The sequence below is a fragment of the Elusimicrobiota bacterium genome, from assembly GCA_028718185.1.
Classification (GTDB): Bacteria; Elusimicrobiota; UBA8919; order UBA8919; family UBA8919; genus JAQUMH01.
This window is the reverse complement of sequence record JAQUMH010000003.1, coordinates 117,795-141,733: the sequence shown is the minus strand read 5'-3', so window position 1 is coordinate 141,733 and position 23,939 is coordinate 117,795. Positions and strand designations below refer to the sequence as shown.

At 42.1% G+C, this 23,939-nt stretch carries 1 protein-coding gene (only partly in view); it reads right to left on the bottom strand.

The window, feature by feature from the left end; translation table 11 throughout:
• Positions 1-168 precede the first annotated feature (168 nt).
• Positions 169-23,939, bottom strand: the final stretch of a protein-coding gene (locus tag PHE88_06195; protein MDD5687402.1) for an Ig-like domain-containing protein. Its footprint extends 30,958 nt past the window's final position; only the last 23,771 of its 54,729 coding nucleotides appear in the window; the start codon falls outside the window, past its right edge — the gene reads right to left on this strand; its stop codon occupies positions 169-171.

Here is a 23,939-nt window from a genome sequence, read left to right as displayed (position 1 = left end):
AATTTGGTGGCGCAAAACAAGGTTTGCAAATACACACAAAAAATCTACTTATAGATTCCCGTTTTCACGGGAATGACAAATGGGGAAAAAAATAAGCACCGCAAGGCGGTGCGGCTACATTAACAACGGAAGCAGAGCTTTGCTCTGCAGCTACAAGCTATGAACTAATTAGTGGATTACGCCGATTTTGCGGATGGCTGTTTTTGTGCCGTAGTTACCTACTGCTTTTATCTGGGCAATGTAACCACCACGGGCTACGAAATCACCAAGCTCGTTCTTACCTTCCCAGGTAACATCGTTAGGTCCTTGTTTGCCGCCCGGTGTTCCTTTTGCAAAGCTTATACTCATAACTTTGTAACCGAGTAAATCGAATAATGTGATTGTAACATCCGCTTCCTGATTCAGAATATATGTGATATGCGTCTTGCCTTCTTCACCGCCTTTTCTGGTATCAAACGGGTTCGGGTAGTTGGAGATATTAGATATTACATCTGCCGGAAGACCGGTAGCTGCTGCTTCAGATATTTCAGACCATTGTGACCAGGAACCGGCTTTATTCTTCGCCCTGACTCTGTAGAAATAGAAGTGTCCGGGTTTCTTTCCAAGAACTGTAAGTCTCGGAGAACCGCCCTGAACTATATCATTCGTTAAAGTATGTTCATCCCTCGGTGTAGAAGTTTCACCGTCTCCATTAGCGTCATACCATCTCCAGACAGGATTAGTATCTTCTCTTTCCTGTACTTCGTAACCAAACAGACCTGATTGCAAATCAACCGAGTAACCCCAGTCGACTACATACTGTGTAGCAGCAATCTTAGTTATAAACGTTGTCGGAACCGGTTTGCCTGGTGTAGTCGGAGGGCTTAAATCAACTCTGAACTTTGCCATTCCGGGCAATGAAGCAATTTTCAAACTATTAACTGAACGGACTGCAATATAATAAGTCGCATTATCCGATAGAGGTATCGGCATACTTGCAATAATAAAGGTTGATAATTGTACATCCTGATATCCGTCTGAAAAATCAGGTTTATCATCATCTTTTGTTACGGGTAATGTTGAAATTCCGTATTCGTTGTTAGTAATCGGGAATTGTAAAGGATCAGGGGATTCGCCCGGTATCCATGACGCTCTCACCTCATTCTGCGAATTAATCCATTCTTCAACATGAACAATCGGCTCACTTGCTTTTGAGAAATGTCTCACAATCCCTAATGGTGATTCATACGGGAACGCATTGAATGTTGAAGAAACTGCTGTATAAGGGTCTACGGTAAAGTTATTATATGCAAATATCCGTACTCCGACAGTTTCCCCTTCGGTAGTATCGCCAAGAGTATCTTTTCTGCCTATCTTACCGACAATAAAGTATCTTGACAGTGCTGTAGTTACTGTCTGAGTTGAGAAATTAAGACGTGCCACACCGTTTATAAAGTTGGCAGTACCGTGTATTGCTGATGAAATAAATATATCATCTGAACCATATACGCCATCACCATTATCCTTGAAAAGTCCAATTTCCGATAAAATACCGTCACCTTTAAGAGAATACGGCGGGTTATAAGTACCTGTCTGCTCAACCATAAGTCCTGTCCACTTAACCGAATGGACATGGGCTTTCATATCAAACGACATCAAAGCATATTGTCTATCCTGGGTAAGTCCGGGCGGTATCAGGAATTGGCCTGCTGCTGTCACTTTTATAGGACCAATTGCAGATGGTGCTGTTTCAAAAGTAGGAAATGGATTTACTGTATCTGCTCTATCATTTGATAAATCAAGTAAGAAAAATGATTCTGATGCAATCCTCATACCTAAAGTATTTTCTCTTAAAGCAGTAGGTGAAACATCATATACAACAAAATATGATTTCCATGACAAAGCACCTATTTGCTGCGGCTCTGTCAACATAATAAGTTTGGAATTACCTACAAGATCCGCCGGGAACTGGTCGGTCCCGGAAGATATAAGCGGGTCATCACCTATCTGCAACTCGCCATCACCATTAGCATCCCTGTAAATTTTAATATATTGGACATCCCTGTTTGTTCCGCCGCCTGCACCCTGTGCTGCCGCCTGGAATGCCGGTATTCTCTCCACTAAAAGCGCCTTCCATGTCGCTTCTGCAACATCCGTCTTCATCTTTATCCAGAGCATTTTAATATCTTTATCTCCCTGAATTACAGAAGGCGGAGAGACTTCGTACATCTGAACAGTAATCTTATCCGGATAATCCATTATTGTAGACTTATCTGATTCCGGTTGAGGCGGCATCCCTTTAAACATCACATCATCCGGCGAAACAACATAAAAGTCAGAAGTGTTCTCAATTATAATACCGGCATAATTACCTACCATTGCCGTAGGATTAAAATCATAAGCAACAAAATATCTCTGGTTCCATGACGGGTTTTGTTTTTGCTTTAATATCTGATATTCATACGAATGTATGGTCTGATAGCTTTTTTGAGGCAAATTGATAACGGCTGAACCTTCAATAAATTTATCGGTACCAAGTGTCAGCATTTCATCACCGGCATCCAGCTCGTTAGAATAATTGGTATCCTTGAAAATATTTATATTGAAAATATCCGAATCAATAGCAGTACCTGTCTTTTTAATCTTTAAACCTGTCCATATCGCTTCTCTTGTGGCAGTCCTTAAATCAATTGCTATCATAGCATAACCGGTTGTTGACTGTAAAACATATTTCTTAGCCCTGTTCTCATATCTCACTTCCATAATATCTCTGGTCGGCTTTATAATCGAGGTCGCTGATTTTATCGGGAAATTAGCAGTTGAATAAGTGTTCGGGTCATTAATCACTAACCTGGATACTGAACAGCCGATTGAATCATTCTCCCTTGCTGATTGCGATATATCAAAGGTAACAAAATATACTACCGGTGTTGTGGTAATTACAGCATACTGACCGGGAACTCCGGGTGTATATATTCCCTTCCACTCAGGGTCATCCAAATCTATATATGCCATACCATCTGCACCTTCGTAGCCCTTACCACGCGAACCAAACTTGTAAGGAGAAAAACTACCCGTAGAAATAAGAACATCATCAGGTGATAATCTACCTTTATTAAGCCCTTCAGCATCACGCCATACCTTTATTTCTATGACATCCGAATCATTAACATTACCGCCTTGTAGTGTTTCTCTCTTTAGTTGTAGTTGTGTCCATTTGACATTATAGCCATCGCAAGAAACCGACATCTTTAACATAGGTACATTTGTCTCAGATTGAACCAGTGTTTTCCATACTGTAGTATTTGCAGTATGCCCTGAAACAAGCGTGTTTGCAAGTGTCGGGTCGCCTCTCGTACATCCTAAAAGATAATTATATGGGACCCCTGTTGAAATACCTGAATAATAAATAACTTCATTATCTATAAGAACTCTTCTGCCTGCAGGTGTGCTTTGAGTGTCAAATGCTCCTGCACCGCCATTAGCAGGATCTATAGGAATATTTGCTTCAGATATTCCTATACCACTGCCAAGCGCACAGGCAGTCTTGGACATATCTGTCGGTACTATTGTAACAGTTCGAGGTGTCGGAACAAGTAAAGCCATTGATGATTCAAAAGGAAGTTTATTTGTACCCATACTGTTTGGTGTCTGAATATTAAACTGTTTAGCAGCATCTACTGCCTTAGTTGAACCCATCATCTCAAATGCTGCACCTACATAAAAGTCAGGAACCGCTAAATTGGAAATATCATACACAACATAGTAATACTGGGTATATGTTGAAATAATCTGGGTATAACTCACCGGAGAAGTTAAGAATCTGATATCTGCTTCGCCCGGTACTCCATAATTGTTAAATGTACCGCTGCCTATTACTACATCTTTTTCCACATTAAATACGCCATCACCATTATCTTTTACTATTTTTACTATTGTTACATCTGTATCTCTTGAACTACCAAGCCGCTTTACTTTTATTCCTTTCCACGGCGCCCATGAATTTTCTGTCTTCATATTAAAACGAATCATTGCAACATTGCTCGTATCCTGAGAAAGTGTCACGGGTACCAGGTCAATCGGGTCACATATTACTACATCCTCAAATTCTTTCATTGTTCCTGTCTGTTTTGATTGCGGTATGTTAGCAGTATTAACCTGGTCGGGTTCCTGAAGAATTATGTAATTTGTAGTAGCAAGACGGAAACCAAGGTTAGTAGTACCTGTTGAAGCAAAGTATGAAAAGTCATAAGTAATAAAATATGTCTTGCTGGTTCTTGTTATTTCCTGACCATCAAATGGTCCAGTAATTGTAAGTGTCGCCTTACCGGGATCATCCGGCGGTTCGCCAAAATACCTTGGAGGATTGGAAACAACCTGGTCAACATTCGGATCAAAAAGTCCGTTATCATCTTTATCATACCATATTTTTATAGCACTAATATCGCTATCACTTCCGGAAGCAGCACTTAATCTGTCCACTTTTAACTGTTTCCATACCGCTGCATTGGCATTAACGACCATATTAAATCTTCCCATTGCTATGTTACTATCGCCCTGTGTTACACCGACAGGCGGTATACTGGCAGTCGGTTCCACTCTCGGTGAAAGTGTTACCATATCAACAGTAGGTGTTATTGTTGCTAATGAAGATTGTATCGGATAAACATTTTGTCCCGGTACTTCTTTTCCTGCTAATTCACCACCTATTAAAACAAACGGGTCTTCGGGTATTTTGGCACCGATTGTATCACCTTTTTCACCTGTAATTGTATCACCTGCAAAGGCACTTGCACCTATATCATACACAATATAATAATAGTGAGTTGTTTGTTCAATAAGCGTTTCATCCGCATCCGTACCCACAACATCTTCACACGGCAAATATGTAGCAACTGTTGTTGAAAACTGAACTTCTGAAATCAAAGTATCTATATTTTTTCTCAACACACCATCTGAGTCCTCGGCTGCATCACGCCAGAGCTGTACTTTAGTAATATCACCCAATAAACGATTGTTATCAAGACATGTACCTATGGCATCAACCCTGACTGCCTTTAATTTCGACGTGAATTCACTTGTCCACATACCGAACTTCAACATACCTACTCTTTCGGTCCCTTGCTGGACAGTTGTATATTTGCCAAGCGGCGGTTCAACTGCACCAAACGGGTCCCACCATGCGGCTATATCAAAAGGTTCAATACTAACCTGAGGCGGTTTAGTTCTTATATAAGCATCGTTCGTTTTAAACTCTAAATTATTGGCAGCAAGGTAAACACCAGTACCGAATAGTGAGTCAGTATCCCTTATTCTTAAACCTAATAACTTGTCCTTCTCAGCATTCATGGGAATCCTAACCGTAATAAAGTATTTCTGAGAAGCAGCTCCTATAGTCTGAATGTTGCCTGAAAAATCAAGTTTGCACCATTTATTCTGCGTCATTGTAGTAGAGGCAATAAATGTATCAAATGGTACAGGACTATACTCTGTTTCCCCATCAAAAACTCCATTCCCATTAGCATCCAGGTAAAGAGCAACCTCTGTTACATAACTCCAGTCAAGTGTGGTAGATGTTGTTAAATCAACCCTCAACCATTCCCACTTAAAAGTATTACCTCCTTCAACACTTAGTGCAAGCCGTGCCATTTCGATAGGTGCCGGTGATTTGACTCTATAACCATCACCTTGATACAAATCCTTATTTCCACTAAGCTTCGGTTCATAAACCGAGTCCTGTGGTACCAACATTGCACCTATAGTTTTAATGCTATCAGATGAGAATGAGGAAGCAGCTTTACCTTTATAGGAAGTCCAGCCGCTAATTGCATCAGGGAACTTTGTATTGTAGTCAGTTGCATTTACCTGAAGTTCTTCAATATATGCTGATTGGACATTTACTGACTTCTCGCCTTTATCTGTTGTTTCAAACTTAACGGTTGCCGGTTGAATTGTCCCCTTATCCGAGTTAGAAACTACACCAATTGATGCAGTCCCGACATAATAGTTACCGTTAACATCATCACCGGAAGCAACGTTACTATATTCATCTCTGGCTATTACTTTAACACCTACTACTGTTCTGACTGATGCCGTAAGTGTTGAAGCAAAAACCGAGAAATAGCCTGCTACCGCAGGAGTAATTGTAGGTGATACCGTAGCGTCAATAATTTCATAATCAAACTGACCGGGTGCTTCCCAGCAGGTAATTTTCGGATTTCCCGCTACCTTATCTTTGTAATAGAAAACAGTTGAACTTGTGCCGGAACCTATCATCACTTCAAGCTTGTCCCATATTGGATCAGAATCTAACCCTTTCTGATTTTCAAATTTACCCTCAGCAGAAGTTGTCACAAGTTTAATTGTTACATCTTTCTTAACAGGAGTAACATTCCCGAATATATCACGGGTTTGGACAACAAATTTTGTGTCGGTTGTAACACCTGTTGTATAATTCGGTTCCCACTGGATAGTGGTCCACGCTATAAGCCGCCTGTTCTGGATACCAGGTAACACAACCATTAATGATTCAACTCTGTTTGCATCAATTGTGAAAGAAGATTTACCGGCAATCCACCAGCCGGGTCTTTCAACTGTAAATGTATGAGAACCGACAATTGTACCAATGTAGTAGAACGAAGTTGTAGATTCACCAAGCGACATTCTTGCCGTGCCTGTAGTATTACTCCATCCATAACTATAATGAGGTGAAGCAAACCGTTTCTTTCCCACTTCATCAGACGACAATTTGAATGCAGCATAACCACCTTCAACATCAGTAGCAAGAACAGGTGACTGATTGGCATAAATATCGCTTGTCTGGAAATAAATTGACTGTGAAGTTGTACCTGCTGTTAACGGCTGTGTCTGATATGAATTCTGGAACCGAATCTTTTTGATATAATCAGGCTTTATCGTTACCGATTGTTCTGCTGTATCTATTGACCAGTTAGACGTAGCAATAAGTTTCGGCTTACCGCTACCCTGCACATCGGAAATCGCCGTATCAATATAGTAGAAAGTCGCATAGTACTGGTTAAGCGGTATCGTAACCGTAGTAATTAAATTGACAAATCCACCCGTAGGCTGGAACGGTGAGTAGGTTACCGTGGAAAGCGAGAAACCATAAGTGTCAACAGAAGTATCGTTACCAGAATTTCTATCTACTGAAAGTGTTATGACACAGGGTGCAGTTGAAAGTTTCGGATTACTGTATTGGTCCTGAAGTTGTACTACAAAGTTTTGCAATGTGGAACCCGGACCTGAACCTATTATATATTCCTCAGGTTTGCCGGCAGTAAGTTTTCTTGCCGGGTTATCAAAATTAACTTTAGAAATATCAGCAGGGTTAACCAAAAGCTGGTCAACAGCATCAGCGGCAGCACCAACTCCACATCTTATCTGCCATGTTCCCGAACGATTATCTTCACCAAGTGGAATAGAAGCCATCTTGTCAATGTAGCAAAACTCAGCCTGATAGGTACCATACGGCATATCCACCTGTGTGATATTATTACCCGAGGTATCCCTAAACCCGTAATCTCCCGGATACTGCCAACCACCTGCAGAATGGTATGTTTTTTCCGTTTCATCAAGTTTAAGCAATACATAATAATGCCCAATAGAACCCTGGAAAGTAGGATTTTCGTATTTGTCACGTTTTTCAACTTTATATTTCGCTGATTGTGTGCCGGCAATAGCAGAACCCGGTTTCTCAATAAATACAAAATGACTCACATCACCGCCAACGGTTTTTAGTTTTCTTGAAATATTCTGTCTTAAACCGACAAATTGTGAAATGTCGGTCGGTGCAGTATATGTTGCAATCCAGACACGGGCAACATCATCTTTTTTGGATGAGACTACATAATAGATACTGCCAAGAAGTCCGCCGACAGCGCCGTTTACATCGGTTTTAGTTGATATTATGACATTCCCAAACGAATCTTGTATCTGGTTGCTAACATTTACCGAAGTCCCGGTATCCACGACATTGAGATAAACTGTAATACCTTCGGAAGAAATGTAGTTGTCATATATATCTACATACTGACCGGTTATCTGTTTTGATTCACCACCGCCAACCTCCTGTATTGCATCCGGCTCAGGTATAGCGGGTGTTACATAGAAACCCTGCGCAATAGTGGGATTAACAGTTATTTTTGCATTCTCGGAATAATCAGTTCTATTAGTTGAAATACTTGAAGAACCGGCATCTTCTGCCTGTATAAAGTGATCAGGATCACTCCGGGAACCTGATTTTTTTAATATAAATGCATTAATAAGATTTGTAGTACCGGCATCAAGTGGTGTAAATGTTACAAAGCTCGGCAATGATGGATTCTGTTTTGTGTTTGAAAATGTCTTTGCCGAAAAATTAACAGTTCCTGTATAAACATTTGGACCTGTTGAACAAAGATTATTATAATTATCAAAAACACTAAGCTGCATTGTAATCGGGTTACCTGCTGTAACTGTGGACGGATATTGAACAAAACTCATATAGTACGCCGGTCTCGGATAAATTCTTATAATTGTAGATGTGGAAGCGGCAAAAGTACCATTAACATCTGACACGCATACTGTATTTGTCGACCATGCTGTCTTCAAGGCATTTTCACCACCAATACCATATTCTTTGTAGCCCTGAGTTATTGTAATATCCGCAGGTATAGTAAATTGCGGGTCAATTGATGTAACTCTTGCTGTGGCAACATTACCAAGTGAATTGTCTATCCTATTCCAATAATCATCTGTCACATATATTTTTATATCTAATGTTTCACCCGCTACTTTTGTTGAAGGTGTACCTGATTTTCCGCCTGTATTATTATTGTAAGGTGATTTTCCCGGAACAGGAGTCTCACCCGGTAAAATGACCTGAAGTCTTGAAGGTGTTGAAAACGCAACTGCAAAGACAGGGCTGGTATCATTTGTTTTACTTGCATTGTTCTTCGTTGCAATAGTTGTATATGGCGGTGTAGGCAAGGTCGTAGTTGTTGCAGTAACAAGTTTATTATCCGCAAAAACAGCAGTTCCTAAACTAAGTATTTGAGTTGACGGGTCGACATCGTACAAGTCATTTGTTACTAACCATACTTTTGCCGAGTTTGATACAGCGTCATCAGTTTTTACATTGAAGAAACTATCAACAAGATTAACAGTGGTTGTAAACTGGATACCTGCTGTCCGTGTCGTAGGCGCACCTGATTTACCGCCTGTCGGGTAATTACCATAACCCGGCAAAGCAGTTTCACCAGGAAGCAGAAGCTGTAAACCCGCGGTATTAGCAGGCGCTACCGTAAATGTTGAAGAATATTGTTTTGTAACGTCGCCACCAATCGGATAAGACGGTGAAAGACCATCAACATCAATAGCATAAATGTGCTGGGTACATGCATTCAATAATCTAACACTAAACGTTTCTGTGCCCGGAGAACCTGACTGCCCAATTGTTCTTGTATCCGGTTCAACATCATAACCGTCCCTCGGTGATGTAACTTTTACATCAGCCATGGTTTTACCCTCACCTGCAATTGTAACCTTGTTCCAGAATTCATCCACAACGTTTACCCGGACATCAAATTGTGTACCGGCGCTTATAGAACCAATAATTCCTCCCGTTTTACCTGTCGGAGAACCGGGAAGTTCTACCTCAGTTGAAAATCCACCAACCGCAGCAATTATAACCTGAAGTTGTTTAGGAGTACCCGGAATAACAGTAAATGAAGAAGAAACATAAGGACTATAATTATAACCATAACCCTCAGTAGCAACAACAGACATTGATGATACGGCTGCCGTAACTAATGTAACGCTTGCTGTCTTGGTCCCGGTCTTCTCAAGCTGGAAGTTTGACGGGTCCCAGCCGTTAGGCGAATCGTCATAAGCATCAAATGATTTTAACTGAACTATAGGCGTCGATTGAGTAATATTCCAGTTACTGTCGCAAGCGCGGATAGTAACAGTAAATTCAGAACCGGCTGTCATATTTGTAACAATTCCTGATTTTCCGGAAGACGAACCAGGTACCGGTGTTTCATTAGGAACAAGAATCTGCAACTTTTCAGGAGGTCCTGATTTCATTGGGACAGGGGAAGAAGTTCCATTAGTCATAGAACCACCGGTAACGGTGATAACATGCCCGCTACCTATACCTTCCGACGTAACAAATGTCGCCGAGTAATAAGTGGTCCCGGATTGAAGCGTCAAACTCTTAGGGTCGTTTATATCATAGTTGTCTGTTGTTGTTACTTGTATATTTGAAGTATTACTTGTATTGATATTCCATCTTCCATCACAAGCGTTTATGGTAACAGTGAATGCTGTCCCTGCTGTCTCGGTTGTAACTGTACCGGATTTTCCATTTAGTGAACCAGGCAATGTAGTTTCACCTGGTACAAGAACCTGTAACTTTGTTGCTGTACCTGCAGTTACTGTAACTTTTGTTGATGTGTAGGATTCATATCCATTGGCAGTTACTGCTGCAGAACATAGACCAACCGTATAAGGTTTAACCGGGAATGTCCTGTAGCCGGAACCAGCCATAAGTGCAAGCGTCTGGTCAGATTCATCATACAAATCAGAAAGCACAGCGAAGACCGATGGCTGAACAGCCCCTGTGCTGACATTGAAATTAGTATCGCAGGCAACAACTACTATACCAGTTGAAACATCCGCTGTCCAACCTGCAGGTGTCCCTGTTTTTCCAACAGGGTCAGTATTTTTACCACCAACCGCAGTTTCACCTGGTAAAACTATCAAGAGTTTCGCAGGACTACCCGGGACCGCCGTTACAACTGTTGATGTGTTTGATTGTACACCATAACCGCCTGTCTGATTTGTTGCACATATCTGATGTGTTGCACCTGCTGTAAGCCCAACAGCACCTGTTTTTAATATAATGGCAAATTGAGTTGTCCCTGAAATAAGGTCCAGCCCTGCCAGTTCGCTATCGTACCTGTCAGTTGTCTGAATTGTCACATTTGTATCACCAGGACAGTTTATGTCCCTGTTCCAGTTGGCATCCACAGCATTGACAGTAATAATAAATTGCGTTCCCGCTTTTCTATCCGAAGGTGTTCCTGTTTTACCATTTGAAGTACCCGGTGCAGATGCCTGACCAGGTAATAAGACCTGCAATTTTACTGCAGTTCCCGGCAATGTTGGTATTGGCGGCGAATAAACTTGTCCAATACTTCCATTAGCCAGGTCTTTTGCATAAACTACATAAGTTGTACCCGACCACAAAGATGCAGTAACCATTGTTACCGGATAATATGTGGTCCCTGACTTAAGTGTTGCATTTGAAACATTGTCGGCTAAATAATACATGGAGTTCGGGTCCGTAGTCCAGATATCAATATCATTATCTGACATACCTGCAGTTTTTGCATTATACGCCTTATCACAAGCATTAACAGTTACAAAGAACGGGGTCCCTGCTGTTCGTGTATCAGGAGAACCGCCTTTACCACCTGCTGTTGAACCGGCAACTGCGTACTCGCCGGGTACCAATAACTGCAAGTAATAATAAGCTCCAACATCAACGGTAATAGGTGTTGAATACGCAACCGAATAAGTAAACTCGGCATATGCTGTCGTCTTCCTGAGACCCGCTGTTCTAAGAGTCAGATAGAATATGGTTGTACCGGAAACCAGTGTCTGGGTTGACGGCTCTGTATCAAAATTATCGTCTGTATTCACCCACACTTTTGTAGAACTGTCTGATGTATATTTATTCCAGTAAGTATCGCAGGCGTTAACAGTTATCTTAAATCCTTCGCCTCCTGCCTGACTAGGTAACGGCTGGGTCCATGTCTTACCGTAAGGCGGCTGGTTGCTACCATTATTGTATTTTCCGGGAACTGCGGTTTCACCAGGTACCAAAACCTGAAGTTGAGTCGGCGCACCGGGCACAACAGTCATTAAATCAGATGTGTTGGGGTCATTAGGATAATAATTAACATTCACTTCGGATGCAGTAACCGTTGCACAAGTTGAAACGGTTACAAGTGTAATTGTAAATGTTGCCGAGCCGTTACTTAACGCATAATTTGACGGTTCTGAATCGTAAGAATCATAGGTTGTTATATTTATTGTCGTTGTGGAAGCTGGTTGTGTTATAATTTTATTCCAATACAAATCTACACCGTTTACTGTGATTGTAAATGATGTCCCTGCAGTTCTGGTTGTTATTGTACTTGATTTTCCGTAAGGCGTCTGATTGTACCTGCCCGGAACTGCTGTCTCGCCCGGCAGTAAAACCTGTAACCGGTAAGGAGATGTTGAAATAATTTCAATATTGTCAGAAGAAGCGGCACTATAAGTATTTTTTGTCGCATTTATTCTTGCACAAGTTGAGACAGTAACAAGAGCAAGACTAAGTGTTGCCTGACCATTGGTAAGTGTTTTATTTTGTGCTGTTAAATCAACATAATTATCAGTTGTTGTAAATGCTACCGGTTGTGATGTTTCACCTAAATCGTCCGTCTTCACATTATAATAAGCATCACAACCATTAACTGTAATTGTGAATGTCTGCCCTGCTGCCTTTTGAGAAATTGTACCTGTTTTCCCGAAATTATTAACATCGCCAGGGACTGCCGATTCGTTCGGAACAAGAATCTGTAAACGGTCTCTTGAATTAGGTTCAACTGTAAATTTAGTAGATGTATTCGGCAGATAATTAGACCCAGGCGGTTCTGATGTCTGAGTTGAAACAGTAATTGTCCAGTAAGTCGCCGCAGTAATGAGTGTCGGGTAGAAATATGTCGTTCCATACTGCAAATATTTGGCTGATATCGCCGCATCATTCGGGTCAAGTGTTGTTATTGCAACTTTAGTTACCGTGTCAGTTGAAATTTTATTCCAGCTAAAATCACAACCATTAACAGTTATTTTAAATGAAATACCTGCAGTACGATTAGACGGCGTTCCCGATTTACCTTGCCCTTCTACTGCTGTCTCATTTGGTAAAATTACCTGTAACTGATACGGGCCTGACGGATTCACCCAGACGAAAGTACTCTTGTTATTTGTATAGCCAATTAAATTACCAATAGCAGAAACCTGTGCGGTTGTATTTCCTAAAACAGGTGTAAATGTAAATTGTGTAGTCCCACTATTTAACGGCATTGTTGTTGATGCCGGAACATCATACGGGTCATCAACCAAACTAAGGGTGATATTTCCGTCACCACCCGTGTAAATACGGTTGAATTGAGCATCTACACCATTAACGGTTGCAACGAAAGACTCGCCTGATTTTCTTGTTTCAGGTGTACCAGTCTTTCCGTAAGGCGGTGTTACACCATCTGCATTTGAAGATTTACCGGGAACTGCTGTTTCGCCCGGCAAAAGAACCTGAAGTATGCTTTTTGCACCGGGAATAGTATTAAATACCGGTGATGACGAGACCGCTAAATCTGTTGTAAAACCGGAATCATCTACCCATATCTGATGTGTTGCAGGACCGGTCATCGCTCCATTATTGCCGGTATAAAGTATAACATAAAATGTAGTCTGACCGCCTGTAATCTGTTTTGCTGTCGGATTTGACCAGTATGAGTCGGTAGTGGTCAAACCAACAACCGGATTAGTAGTTACTATATTATACCAGTCATCTACACTCCTTACTGTCACATAAAATCCGGTCCCGGCAATTCTGTTAGTAGGTGTACTTGTTTTACCAAGCGGCTCAACATTCCATTTGCCCTGGACTGCCGTTTCGTCCGGTACCAACAATTGAAGTTTTGTAGCTGTATTTGCAGTAACCGGTATACCGGAAGAATCATTAAATATAAGCCCGCAGGTTGTTGAAGCAGTCAGTGTTGTCGTTCTCTGTGTTACCAATGTCATCGTGAAATAAGTTACCCCGCCGTTTAACGGTTGTGATGAAGGATTAATAACATAAGGGTCTTCTGCAGCTTTTGCAACTACCTCTGCCAGCACATACCATGTATTTGCAGAAATATTCCACTGGTTATCAGTCGCAAAAACGGTAACAGTAAACGGTATTCCGGCTGTTCGTGTGGTAACCGTACCCGCTTTACCGATTCCCGGGTCATTTGTCTGGTTAGGAACAAGGACTTGTAAACGTGTAGGAGCAGACGGCCTTATATTTATAGTTTTTGATGTTGTTGAAGTATAAAGACCAGCCTGAACAGTGACCGCTGTAAGCGTCCATGTTCCCATTGTAACCATTGAAACATCAATATCTGCAGTTCCACCGTTAGTTGATACACCCGAATCCGGCGGGACAGTAACCGGGAATGAACTGCTATCATTCGGATCAGTTGTCTCTATACGAACAAGGGCATTGGCACTTACCTTGTTCCATTTACTATCTGTAATATTCACAGTAACGGTAAATGCTGTCAAAGATGCCTGATAAGTCGGCGTTCCTATCTTTCCGTCCGGGGAACCGGCAACCGGTGTTTCACCGGGACACAGAACCTGAAGTCTGGCAGCAGTACCAATATCCACATTGAGTATCGGCGAAGTTGATTCTGCAAAATGATAACCCTGGAACCAGTAATCAGTTGTTGATGCACGAATAGTAGCAGTTGAAAGTCCTGCCGTAGCAAGCGTTACCGGGAAGTCCGTTTTTGTATAATTTGTAAGCGCAACAGGTGTAGGCGTAGTAGCATATACATCAGAAGTATAAATTGCTACAAGCGGCTGCGGTAAAATTGAAGTAATTCTATTGAACCTTTCGTCAACAAGATTTACTGTAACATAGAATTGTGTACCGGCTACCCTGTTAGAAACAGAACCGGTTTTACCTGTTATAGAACCCGGAAGAGCGCTTTCACCAGGAACAAGTAACTGTAATTTTGCAGTAGAGGTGCTTGGTGCCACAGTAAATTCACTTGTTAGATAAGCATTAAAACCAGTAACAATCGCCGTGACTGTATAGGTTGAACTTGCAAAGAAAGGTGTTATTGTAAATTGTCTTGCTCCGCCACCTAACGGTTTATTAACAAAATTAGTCTCATCGTCAAAACCGTCTACCGAAGTTGTTAAAGAAACATTGCTTGAAACAGTGACAAGGTTCCACCACTGGTCGGTTGCCATGACCGTTACTGTAAACGGGACGGAAACTGTTTGTGTTGAAATTATGCCGGATTTACCGTAAGGCGTAACATTGTGTTTACCGCCGACTGCTGTTTCACCTGGTAAAACTACTAACGTATTAGCCAGACTATTCGCAATAACATTAACAGATGAACTATAGGAATTATAAACAGGCGCGGCAGAGTCCACATCAGTTGCGGTAGAATAAATAACTGTTGCGGTAAAGAATGTCCAGTTAAATGTCGTTGACCCGTTTGTAAGTGCTTTTGAGGATACATCCGCATCGTAAATATCTGTTGTATAAATCTTTGCTCCTACAGGCCAGCCACCGCCAAGACCCGGGTCAGCGGTAATTTTATTCCAATACCTGTCACAGGCATTAACTGTCATCGTGAACTGAACACCCGCCATTCTGTCAGACGGACTACCGGACTTACCACCCGTCGGGAACTCTCCTTTACCCGGAACTGCGATTTCATTCGGCATAACAAGCTGCAAGTACAATTTATTTGCATCGTCTTTTCTATATCCAACTGTTATCGCCGGTGCTGTTGAAGCTGTTATACTTGGGCTATCTATATTAGTAGCACATATAAGCGTGTCTTTTGCAGTTCTTAAATCAATTATAAACTCGGTTGTTCCGGAAATGAGGTTCTTATCTGATAAATCGGCATCCCACTGGTCATCAGTAAGAATCTTGACTTCGTCAGTAATAGTTGTGATATTCCAATAACTATCAACAGCATTTACAGTAACGGTAAACGGAATACCTGCTGTTTGAGACTGCAAAGTCCCGCTATTTCCGACGCCGGGAACTTGTACCTTGTCAGGAACTAAAAGATTCAGTTTTACTGTGGCACCTGAGTTAACTGTAATTGCAGGAGAAGTGGAAACGGTAAGCGGTGACCCGTCCTGGTCTTCAGCCCAGACCTGCCAATTACCTGCTGTTAACATCGTTATATAAAAATTAGTTGAACCAGTCGGTAAATTAGACCACGCAGATGGGTTAACATCGTTCGGGTCAGTTGTATAAATTGTTACAGGATTAGCAGTCGCATTCGGTTGCCTGTTCCACTGGCTATCACAACCGTTAACAGTTATCCAGAATCCAATACCTGCTGCTTGTGGTGAAGGAGTACCGATTTTACCGGTTACAGTTGATGTGCCGGGAATTATCGTTTCACCTGGGACAGCAACAACAAGACGATTTTGAGTGCCAGGATCTACAGTCATTACCGGTGTTTTAGTTGAAGCAATTATATAACCAGCATCCGGGGTAACAGAAATCGTCTGAGTAGCATATGTAAGAGTATAACCCTGCATATTAGCTGTCTTGAATGTGATGCTAGCAGTTATAGTTCCATTCTGGAGTTGATAGTGCGAAGCCGATTCATCGTCGTATAAATCAGTTGTCGTTAAGGTAACCCACGGATTAGTATCAGTAACTATGTTCCAATTAGTATCACAGGCATTAACCGTCACCTTAAATTGTGTGCCTGCTGTCAATGCAGCAACTGTACCGGACTTACCATTTGGAGAACCCTGCGAAGCGGATTCGTTGGGCACGAGAACCATAAGTTTCGAAGGATTACCGTAAGTAACCGGTATAAGACGGGAATTACCACTCTGATAGAGGTAATTGTTATCATTAGCTGTAATGGTAGTCCCGGTAGACTTTCTAATCAGCACCGGGATGAAGTTTGTTGTTCCATAAACAAGAGCTCTTTGACCTGTAGATGCACCTAAACTATATACATCCCGTAAATCGTTATACGGGTCATTATCGGTAATTGGTAAAATAACATTGTTATAAGAGGTCGTAACATTCCATTTTAAATCAACGAGATTAACAGTTATAGTAAACGGCGAGCCCGCAGTTCTGGTAGATGCTTCACCGGTGTAACCACTTGATGAACCCGGATTGGCAGTTTCACCCGGAACTAAAACCTGCAACTTTACAGGTACTGAGGATACACACACAAACTCCGGTGAAGTATCCGGAGACTGCGGATTAGGATACAGACCTGAAGTGATTACAGCAATAGACGATGTCTGTGCTGTAAATAATTTTATATTAAATGTTCGACTCCCAGTTCCATTAGTAAGATTATTCGGGTTAGGGTTATCATCAAAACCGTCCGATGTTATAACCTGAACAGTATATGTTGAAGTGGTAACTTTATTCCAGCTTGGGTCAACTGAATTTACAGTTATTGTGTATTGGTCCCATACCGCCCGTTGAGTAGGTGTTCCCGTTTTACCAAGAGGTTCCACATTACATTTTCCTTCAACTGCAGTTTCGCCGGGTACCAGGATTTGCAATTTAGTAGCACCTGATGAAACAACAGTCACAAACGGTGTTGAACTTGAATTATAGCCGGTAACTGTTGCGGTTGATTTTACAGTACCTCTTGTTTTGAAATCATGGTTAAATGTCAATGTGCCGTTGCTTGTAAGAGTCTTATTGGTAAGTTCGCTTTCATCGTCATACTGGTCTGTGGTTACAATTGAAACATTAACAACTTCTTCGGGACGCCTGTTCCAGCAGTTGTCAACTGAATTAACGGTAAATGTAAATGAAATTCCTGCTGTCCTGTTTGATACAGAACCGAATTTGCCTGTTACAGTACCAGGGTCTGCGGTTTCATCCGGCATCAATATCTGCAGGTTCCTGTTATCTGCATTCATATTCTGAGTGAGGTTTACAGTTGACGTGGAATTCTTTACAAAACCGCCTATTGTGCCTTCTACTTTAGGTATCCAGTTAGAACCATTAACATAATCATAAACAGTTCTCAATTTTACAGGATAGAATGTTGTCCCGTTGGTTAATGGCAAGTCAATATAATCAAGCGCACCATATTTATCATTCGGGTCGTCGCAACTAAACCTGACCAAAGCATTAGTTGAGGTAATATTGTACCAGTTGTCAGTTCCATAACAGGTCGCGATAAATACAAGCCCTGCCGTCTGGGTAGATGGTTCTCCTGATTTTCCTGCAGATGTTCCGGGCTTATGTGTTTCACCAGGAGACAGTATTAAAAATCTTGCAGGAGTGTTTGAAATAACAGTAATCCCGCGCGAGTCTGACGGGAAAGTAAAGTCCGGTCTTATAGCATCCGTATCCTCAAGTGAAACTGTAACATACCCTGAAGTAACAAGTGTCAGACTAACAAGCGTAGTTCCATCCACAAGCGGTTTAAGCCACGGTCCGGGTGCGTTTATATCATTAGATACAATCCTTATCTGCTCCGTTGAATATGAAACGTTATAATTGTTATCAACTGCATTTGCAGTTATAATAAACTGCACACCGGCTGTCTGTTGTGAAGGTGAACTGCTCCTACCGTTATTTGACGTATCGCCGGGAACTGCTGTCTCACCCGGAACAATAATTTGTAACTTGGCTGCAGATGCAGCCCCAACATTGATGCCTGTTTGTGTGTAGGTACTAAGCAGTGGTAGAGTACCGTCTATATCCAGTGCTTTCATCTGATGACCAGTGGAAATATTAGCCGTTTTAAATGTCCACCAGTAAGTGGTTGAACCGCTTATCAACACTTGCTCGAGATTGGCGTTGGGTAACATATCATAAATATCGGTCGGTGTTTCTATTCTTACCTGTGCATTTGAACCACCGCCGGAACTTACTGTATTCCAGTTATTATCTACACTTTTTACTGTTATCTGGAACGGGGTGCCTGCTGTAAGTGCTGAAACTGATCCACCCTTGCCTGTCGGGGAACCATTATATTGTGATTCATCCGGCATCAATATCAACAGCTTTACTGCATTAGACGAACCTACAACAAAGAATGCTGTTGTTGTAGAAACCATATTGGGTGCAGCGGAAGTATCAGTAGCAGATAGTTGCGCAGTATCTGTTGACCTCTTCAACATAATCCAGAAATATGTCGTACCACCATTTAAAGTTCTGTCAATTGCAGTAACAAACTCATCATTATTTGAACTCAGACGGACTGCAGTATCATACAAAGTGCCGCTGCTTGATTTATTCCAATACGGGTCGCAACTGTTAACAGTTACACAGAATGTAACACTTGAAACCTGGGCAGTTATAGGTCCGCTCTTGCCAAGTTCTGAACCCGGAACAGCAGTCTCACCAGGCATCACTATCTGCATCTTTACTGCGGCTGAAGCTATAACTGTCCAGAAAGCCGAATTGCCGTCTGTATATCCTGACGCTGTCGCCGTCGCTTTATGAACTACCACTCCTGCCGTCTTGTTTGTTATATCAAATGTCCGCTGTCCTGCTGAAAGCGAACTGGGTTGTGGATTGGTATCATTATTGTCGGTTGTCACAACAGTAACATTATCGTCTTTAGTATCATCTATGTTCCAGTTCGGGTCGACACCATTAACCGTTATTGTAAATGTTATTCCTGCTGTCTGAGTAGACGGTGTTCCTGTTTTACCTGTTGATTTACCTGGTGCTGCTGTTTCGCCGGGTAACAAAACCTGCAACTGCACCGCACCGCTGGATACTACGGTTATCTGAGGTGAAGTATTACTTGTATAAAATGGTGCAACTCCATCAACATCAGATACTGTTGTCGTCCAGCTGCCGCTGGATAACATTGCATATGTAAATGTTCTGACTCCGCTCTGCAAATATGTTTTTGAACTCACGTAACTTGCATACGGCGCTGAAACGCTTATCTGTACAGTTGTGCTGTTGCCTAAATTTGTTACTTTATTCCAGTAGGAGTCAACTAAATTAACTGTCACTACATAGTTCATCCCGGCTGTAAATGTTGCTAGTGTTCCTGACTTGCCGCTTCCTGAACCTTTTAATGCGGTCTCATTAGGTACCAATATCTGCAACTTTGCCGCCGCGGACGATATAACTACAAAACTATCTGTTGTCTGGGAAGCCATAGTACCTGAATACTGCGTCTTCAGGGTATGAGATGTGCTTTCCCCCGTTTTCATTATTACCGTAAATGTTGTTGAACCGCTTGTCAATGCATGTGATGATTGGATAACTTCATATTCGTCCGTCTCGGAAATTACTTCAACTGTAGGCTCGGTAGATGTAACAACGTTCCATAAATTATCACATCCGTTGACTGTAACCACATACTGTATTCCGGCTGTCTGCGTAGAAGGAGAACCTGTCTTACCATTGCCGGCAGCTGATGAACCTGGTGCTGCGGTCTCGCCGGGTGTTACTATCTGCAGTTTCAGCGGAGTATCAGAAAGGACGTTTACTGTCTGCGTGTACGTGCTTAAAAGTACTGCGTCACCGTCAATATCCAACGCCTTTATCTGATGCACGCCGTTTGCCGTTACAAATGTCCATGTGTATACTGTAGAACCATTTTGCAGCCACTGTTCAAGATTGCCGTTAGGCAACATATCATAAATGTCGGTCGGTGTTTCTACCCGAATCTGCTGAGTGATATTTACAGTGTTCCAGTTATTATCACAAGCTTTAACGGTTAATTCAAACGGGGTGCCTGCTGTAAGTGCCGAAACCGGTCCGCTCTTGCCTGTTGAGGAACCATTATATTGTGATTCACCCGGCATCAATATCAACAGCTTTACTGCATTAGACGAACCTACAACAAAGAATGCTGTTGTTGTAGAAACCATATTGGGTGCAGCGGAAATATCAGTAGCAGTCAGTTGCGCAGTATCTGTTGACCTCTTCAACGTAATCCAGAAATATGTTGTACCACTTTGTAAATTCTTGTCAATTGAAGAAACAAACTCGTCATTATTTGAAGTCAGCCGGACTGCACTATCATACAAAGTACCGCTACTTGATTTATTCCAATACGGGTCGCAACTGTTAACAGTTACACAAAACGTAACACTTGAAACCTGGGCAGTTATAGGTCCGCTCTTGCCTAATGCCGAGCCCGGAACGACAGTCTCGCCAGGCATCACTATCTGCATCTTTACTGCGGCTGAAGCTATTACTGTCCAGAAAGCAGAATTACCTTCTGTATATCCCGATGCTGTCGCTGTCGCTTTATGAACCGCCACTGCTGCCGTCTTGTTTGTTATATCAAATGTCCGCTGTCCGAATGAAAGTGTATTATCATTCGGATTGGAATCATTATTATCGCTTGTTATAACTGTCACAACATCACCTGACTTTGAATCATCTATGTTCCAGTTCGGGTCAACACCATTAACTGTTATTGTAAATTTTATTCCGGCTGTCTGGGTAGATGGTGAGCCTGTCTTACCTGCCGGGTCTGATGTCTTTCCACTAATCGCAGTCTCACCAGGTAACAAAACCTGCAACTTTACGGCACCGCTGGATACTACGATTATCTGAGGTGAAGTATTACTTGTATATTTTGATGGAACACTAACATCACTAGCTGTCGCTGTCCAGCTGCCTGACGACAAAATCGCAAGGGTAAAGTTACGTGTGCCGTTCTCTAAATAATTGCTCGGGATAGAACTTGGGTTCAGGTATGCTCCCGGAACGGTAACCTGAACCGTAGTATCCGAACCGAGTGAAGTCACTGTATTCCAATACGGGTCAGTAAGATTTACCGTGACACTATAGTTAAAACCAGCCGTCAAATTTGTCTGAATTACTGATTTACCGTTATTATCCACATCACCCTCAACAGCGGTTTCACCGGGAACCAGAAGTTGTAGTTTAACAGGTGCCGAGGAAGCAACAACAAATGTCGGTGAATTCGGTTTTGTCATTGTACCGCTGTAAGTTGCGGTGAGATATCTTGACGAAACCCCGCCTGTATTCTTTCTTAAAGAAACTGTGAATGTGGTTGCTCCCTGTGTAAGCGGATGGGATGCCTGTATCTGCGCAAATGTATCGTTTGAAGTTACGGAAACAGTCGGCTCGGTGGATGTTACAAGGTTCCAATTAGTATCACAGGCACGAACTGTTACCAGATATTGTATCCCGGCAATCTGTGACTGGACATCGCTGCTGTTTTTGCCGGAACCCTGTACCGAGTATTCGTTCGGAACAAGTATCTGGAGTTGTGTCGGGTTGCCTGCAATAGTTGTAATCTCAGGTGATACATCCTGCGTGTAAAGCTGGCCTACACCATCAACATCCTCGGCAACAATCTGAGATGTAGCGGCTCTGATTAAAGTAACAGAAAATGTTTTAATACCATTTACCAGTGCTGCTGAAGACGGGTATATTCCATACGGGTCGCTTTCAAGTTTAGTGGGTTTATTAATTTGTACAGTACATCCGACGGTAAGTCCGTCGTTATACTTATTCCAGTTGGCATCAACAAGATTAACTGTTACTGTAAATGCAGTACCGGCAGTCCTTTGTGACGGACCATTTGTCTTACCGTTAGGTGAAGTATCCTTACCGGCGACAGCAGTCTCACCCGGAACCAAGAGTTGAAGTTTTAGCTGTGCGGCGGTCGAATTTGCAGTAACCGGCACATTTCTTACTGTCTGTGAAGACATCAACGGTTCAGTAACATCGTTGTCCTCAACATAGAATGTCGTGGCTGTTGCCTTTTTCAAAGTGATATTTACCATTGCAACACCGCCGCCGTCAAGATTTGGGGTCTGATTGGAATACACCGGAGCGTACGGCTGGTCAGCTGCATCAACAGAAACTTTAACTTGCTGTCCAGAAGCAGAGGTATTCCACCTGACATCGCAGGCGTTTATTGTAACTGTTATAGCAACACCGGCCATAAATGATTGAATTCCGTCCCCGTTATCTCCACCGTAATCAGGAGTCCCTGCCTTACCGTCAGTTTCATTTGGATTGGTTGTCGCAGTTTCACCGGGTAAAATAAGTCGCAGGCGGTCAACTACACCGGGTATCACAATAACGGTTGAAGAAGCAGTTGCATCAAATGCCGGCCCGTTTTGTATCTGCATCTGTATTGTCTGATTACCGGAAGTTGTAAAGTTTATGGGGAACTCTCTTGTAGAAGCAATTAGTGAATAGCTTGGCTCTGTATCATAAGAATCGTTAACCGTTAGCAACTTAACCTGAGGCATTCCGGTATCTGTCTGGATGTTATACCAATCATCAACAACATTTACGGTACAATAATATGTTACACCGGCATTTAAATCTGTTTTGACCATCTGTTTTCCACCACCGCCTATCCAAGGTGGTCTGCCCGGTACCAGTGTTTCACCCGGCACCAATAACTGCAACCGTGTAGCAACATTAGGTTTCACATAGACATAAGTCGTGTTCGCTGTAAGTCCTCCTGCAAGTGCAGAAATGTATTGAGTTGCAGCAGTAACAAGAGTAAGTGTAAATGTCGTTGTCCCACTCACCAAAGAACGGGTAGACGGTGCTACATCGTATATATCAGTCGGTGTGGTAACTGTCGAAACCGGATTTGCAGAAGCATTTTTGTTCCAGTATAAATCGCAAGCATTTACAGTAACATCAAACTGAACACCCGCAGTCTGAGGTACCAGAGTACCTGACTTACCTAAATTAGAACCAGGTTCTACGGTTTCACCCGGGACTAAAAGCTGTAATTTTTGAGCGGTATTAGCTGTTACAGACATCGCTGTTGATGTATCAGTTTTGTTATAAGTTGAAATAGTAATAGTTGTAGAAATAGCTTGCCTTAACTTTAGACCGGATACAACAACTGAACCACTTGTTATATTGTAGAGTCCTTCACCATCAGTTGCATATTCATTATTAATATCAACATTTACAGGCGTCCCTGTATCAACAAGGTTCCAATAATCATCAACTGCGTCAACTGTTATACTAAATCCAATACCGGCAGTCCGGGTTTCAACGTTCCCATTTCTGCCATTGCCTGACATATTCCCGCCATCCCTACCTTGGCTAGGAACAAGAACTCTTAATTTGGACCATGAAAGAGGAGAAACAAGTATTCCGGTTTGCGACGGTGTCTTTGAAG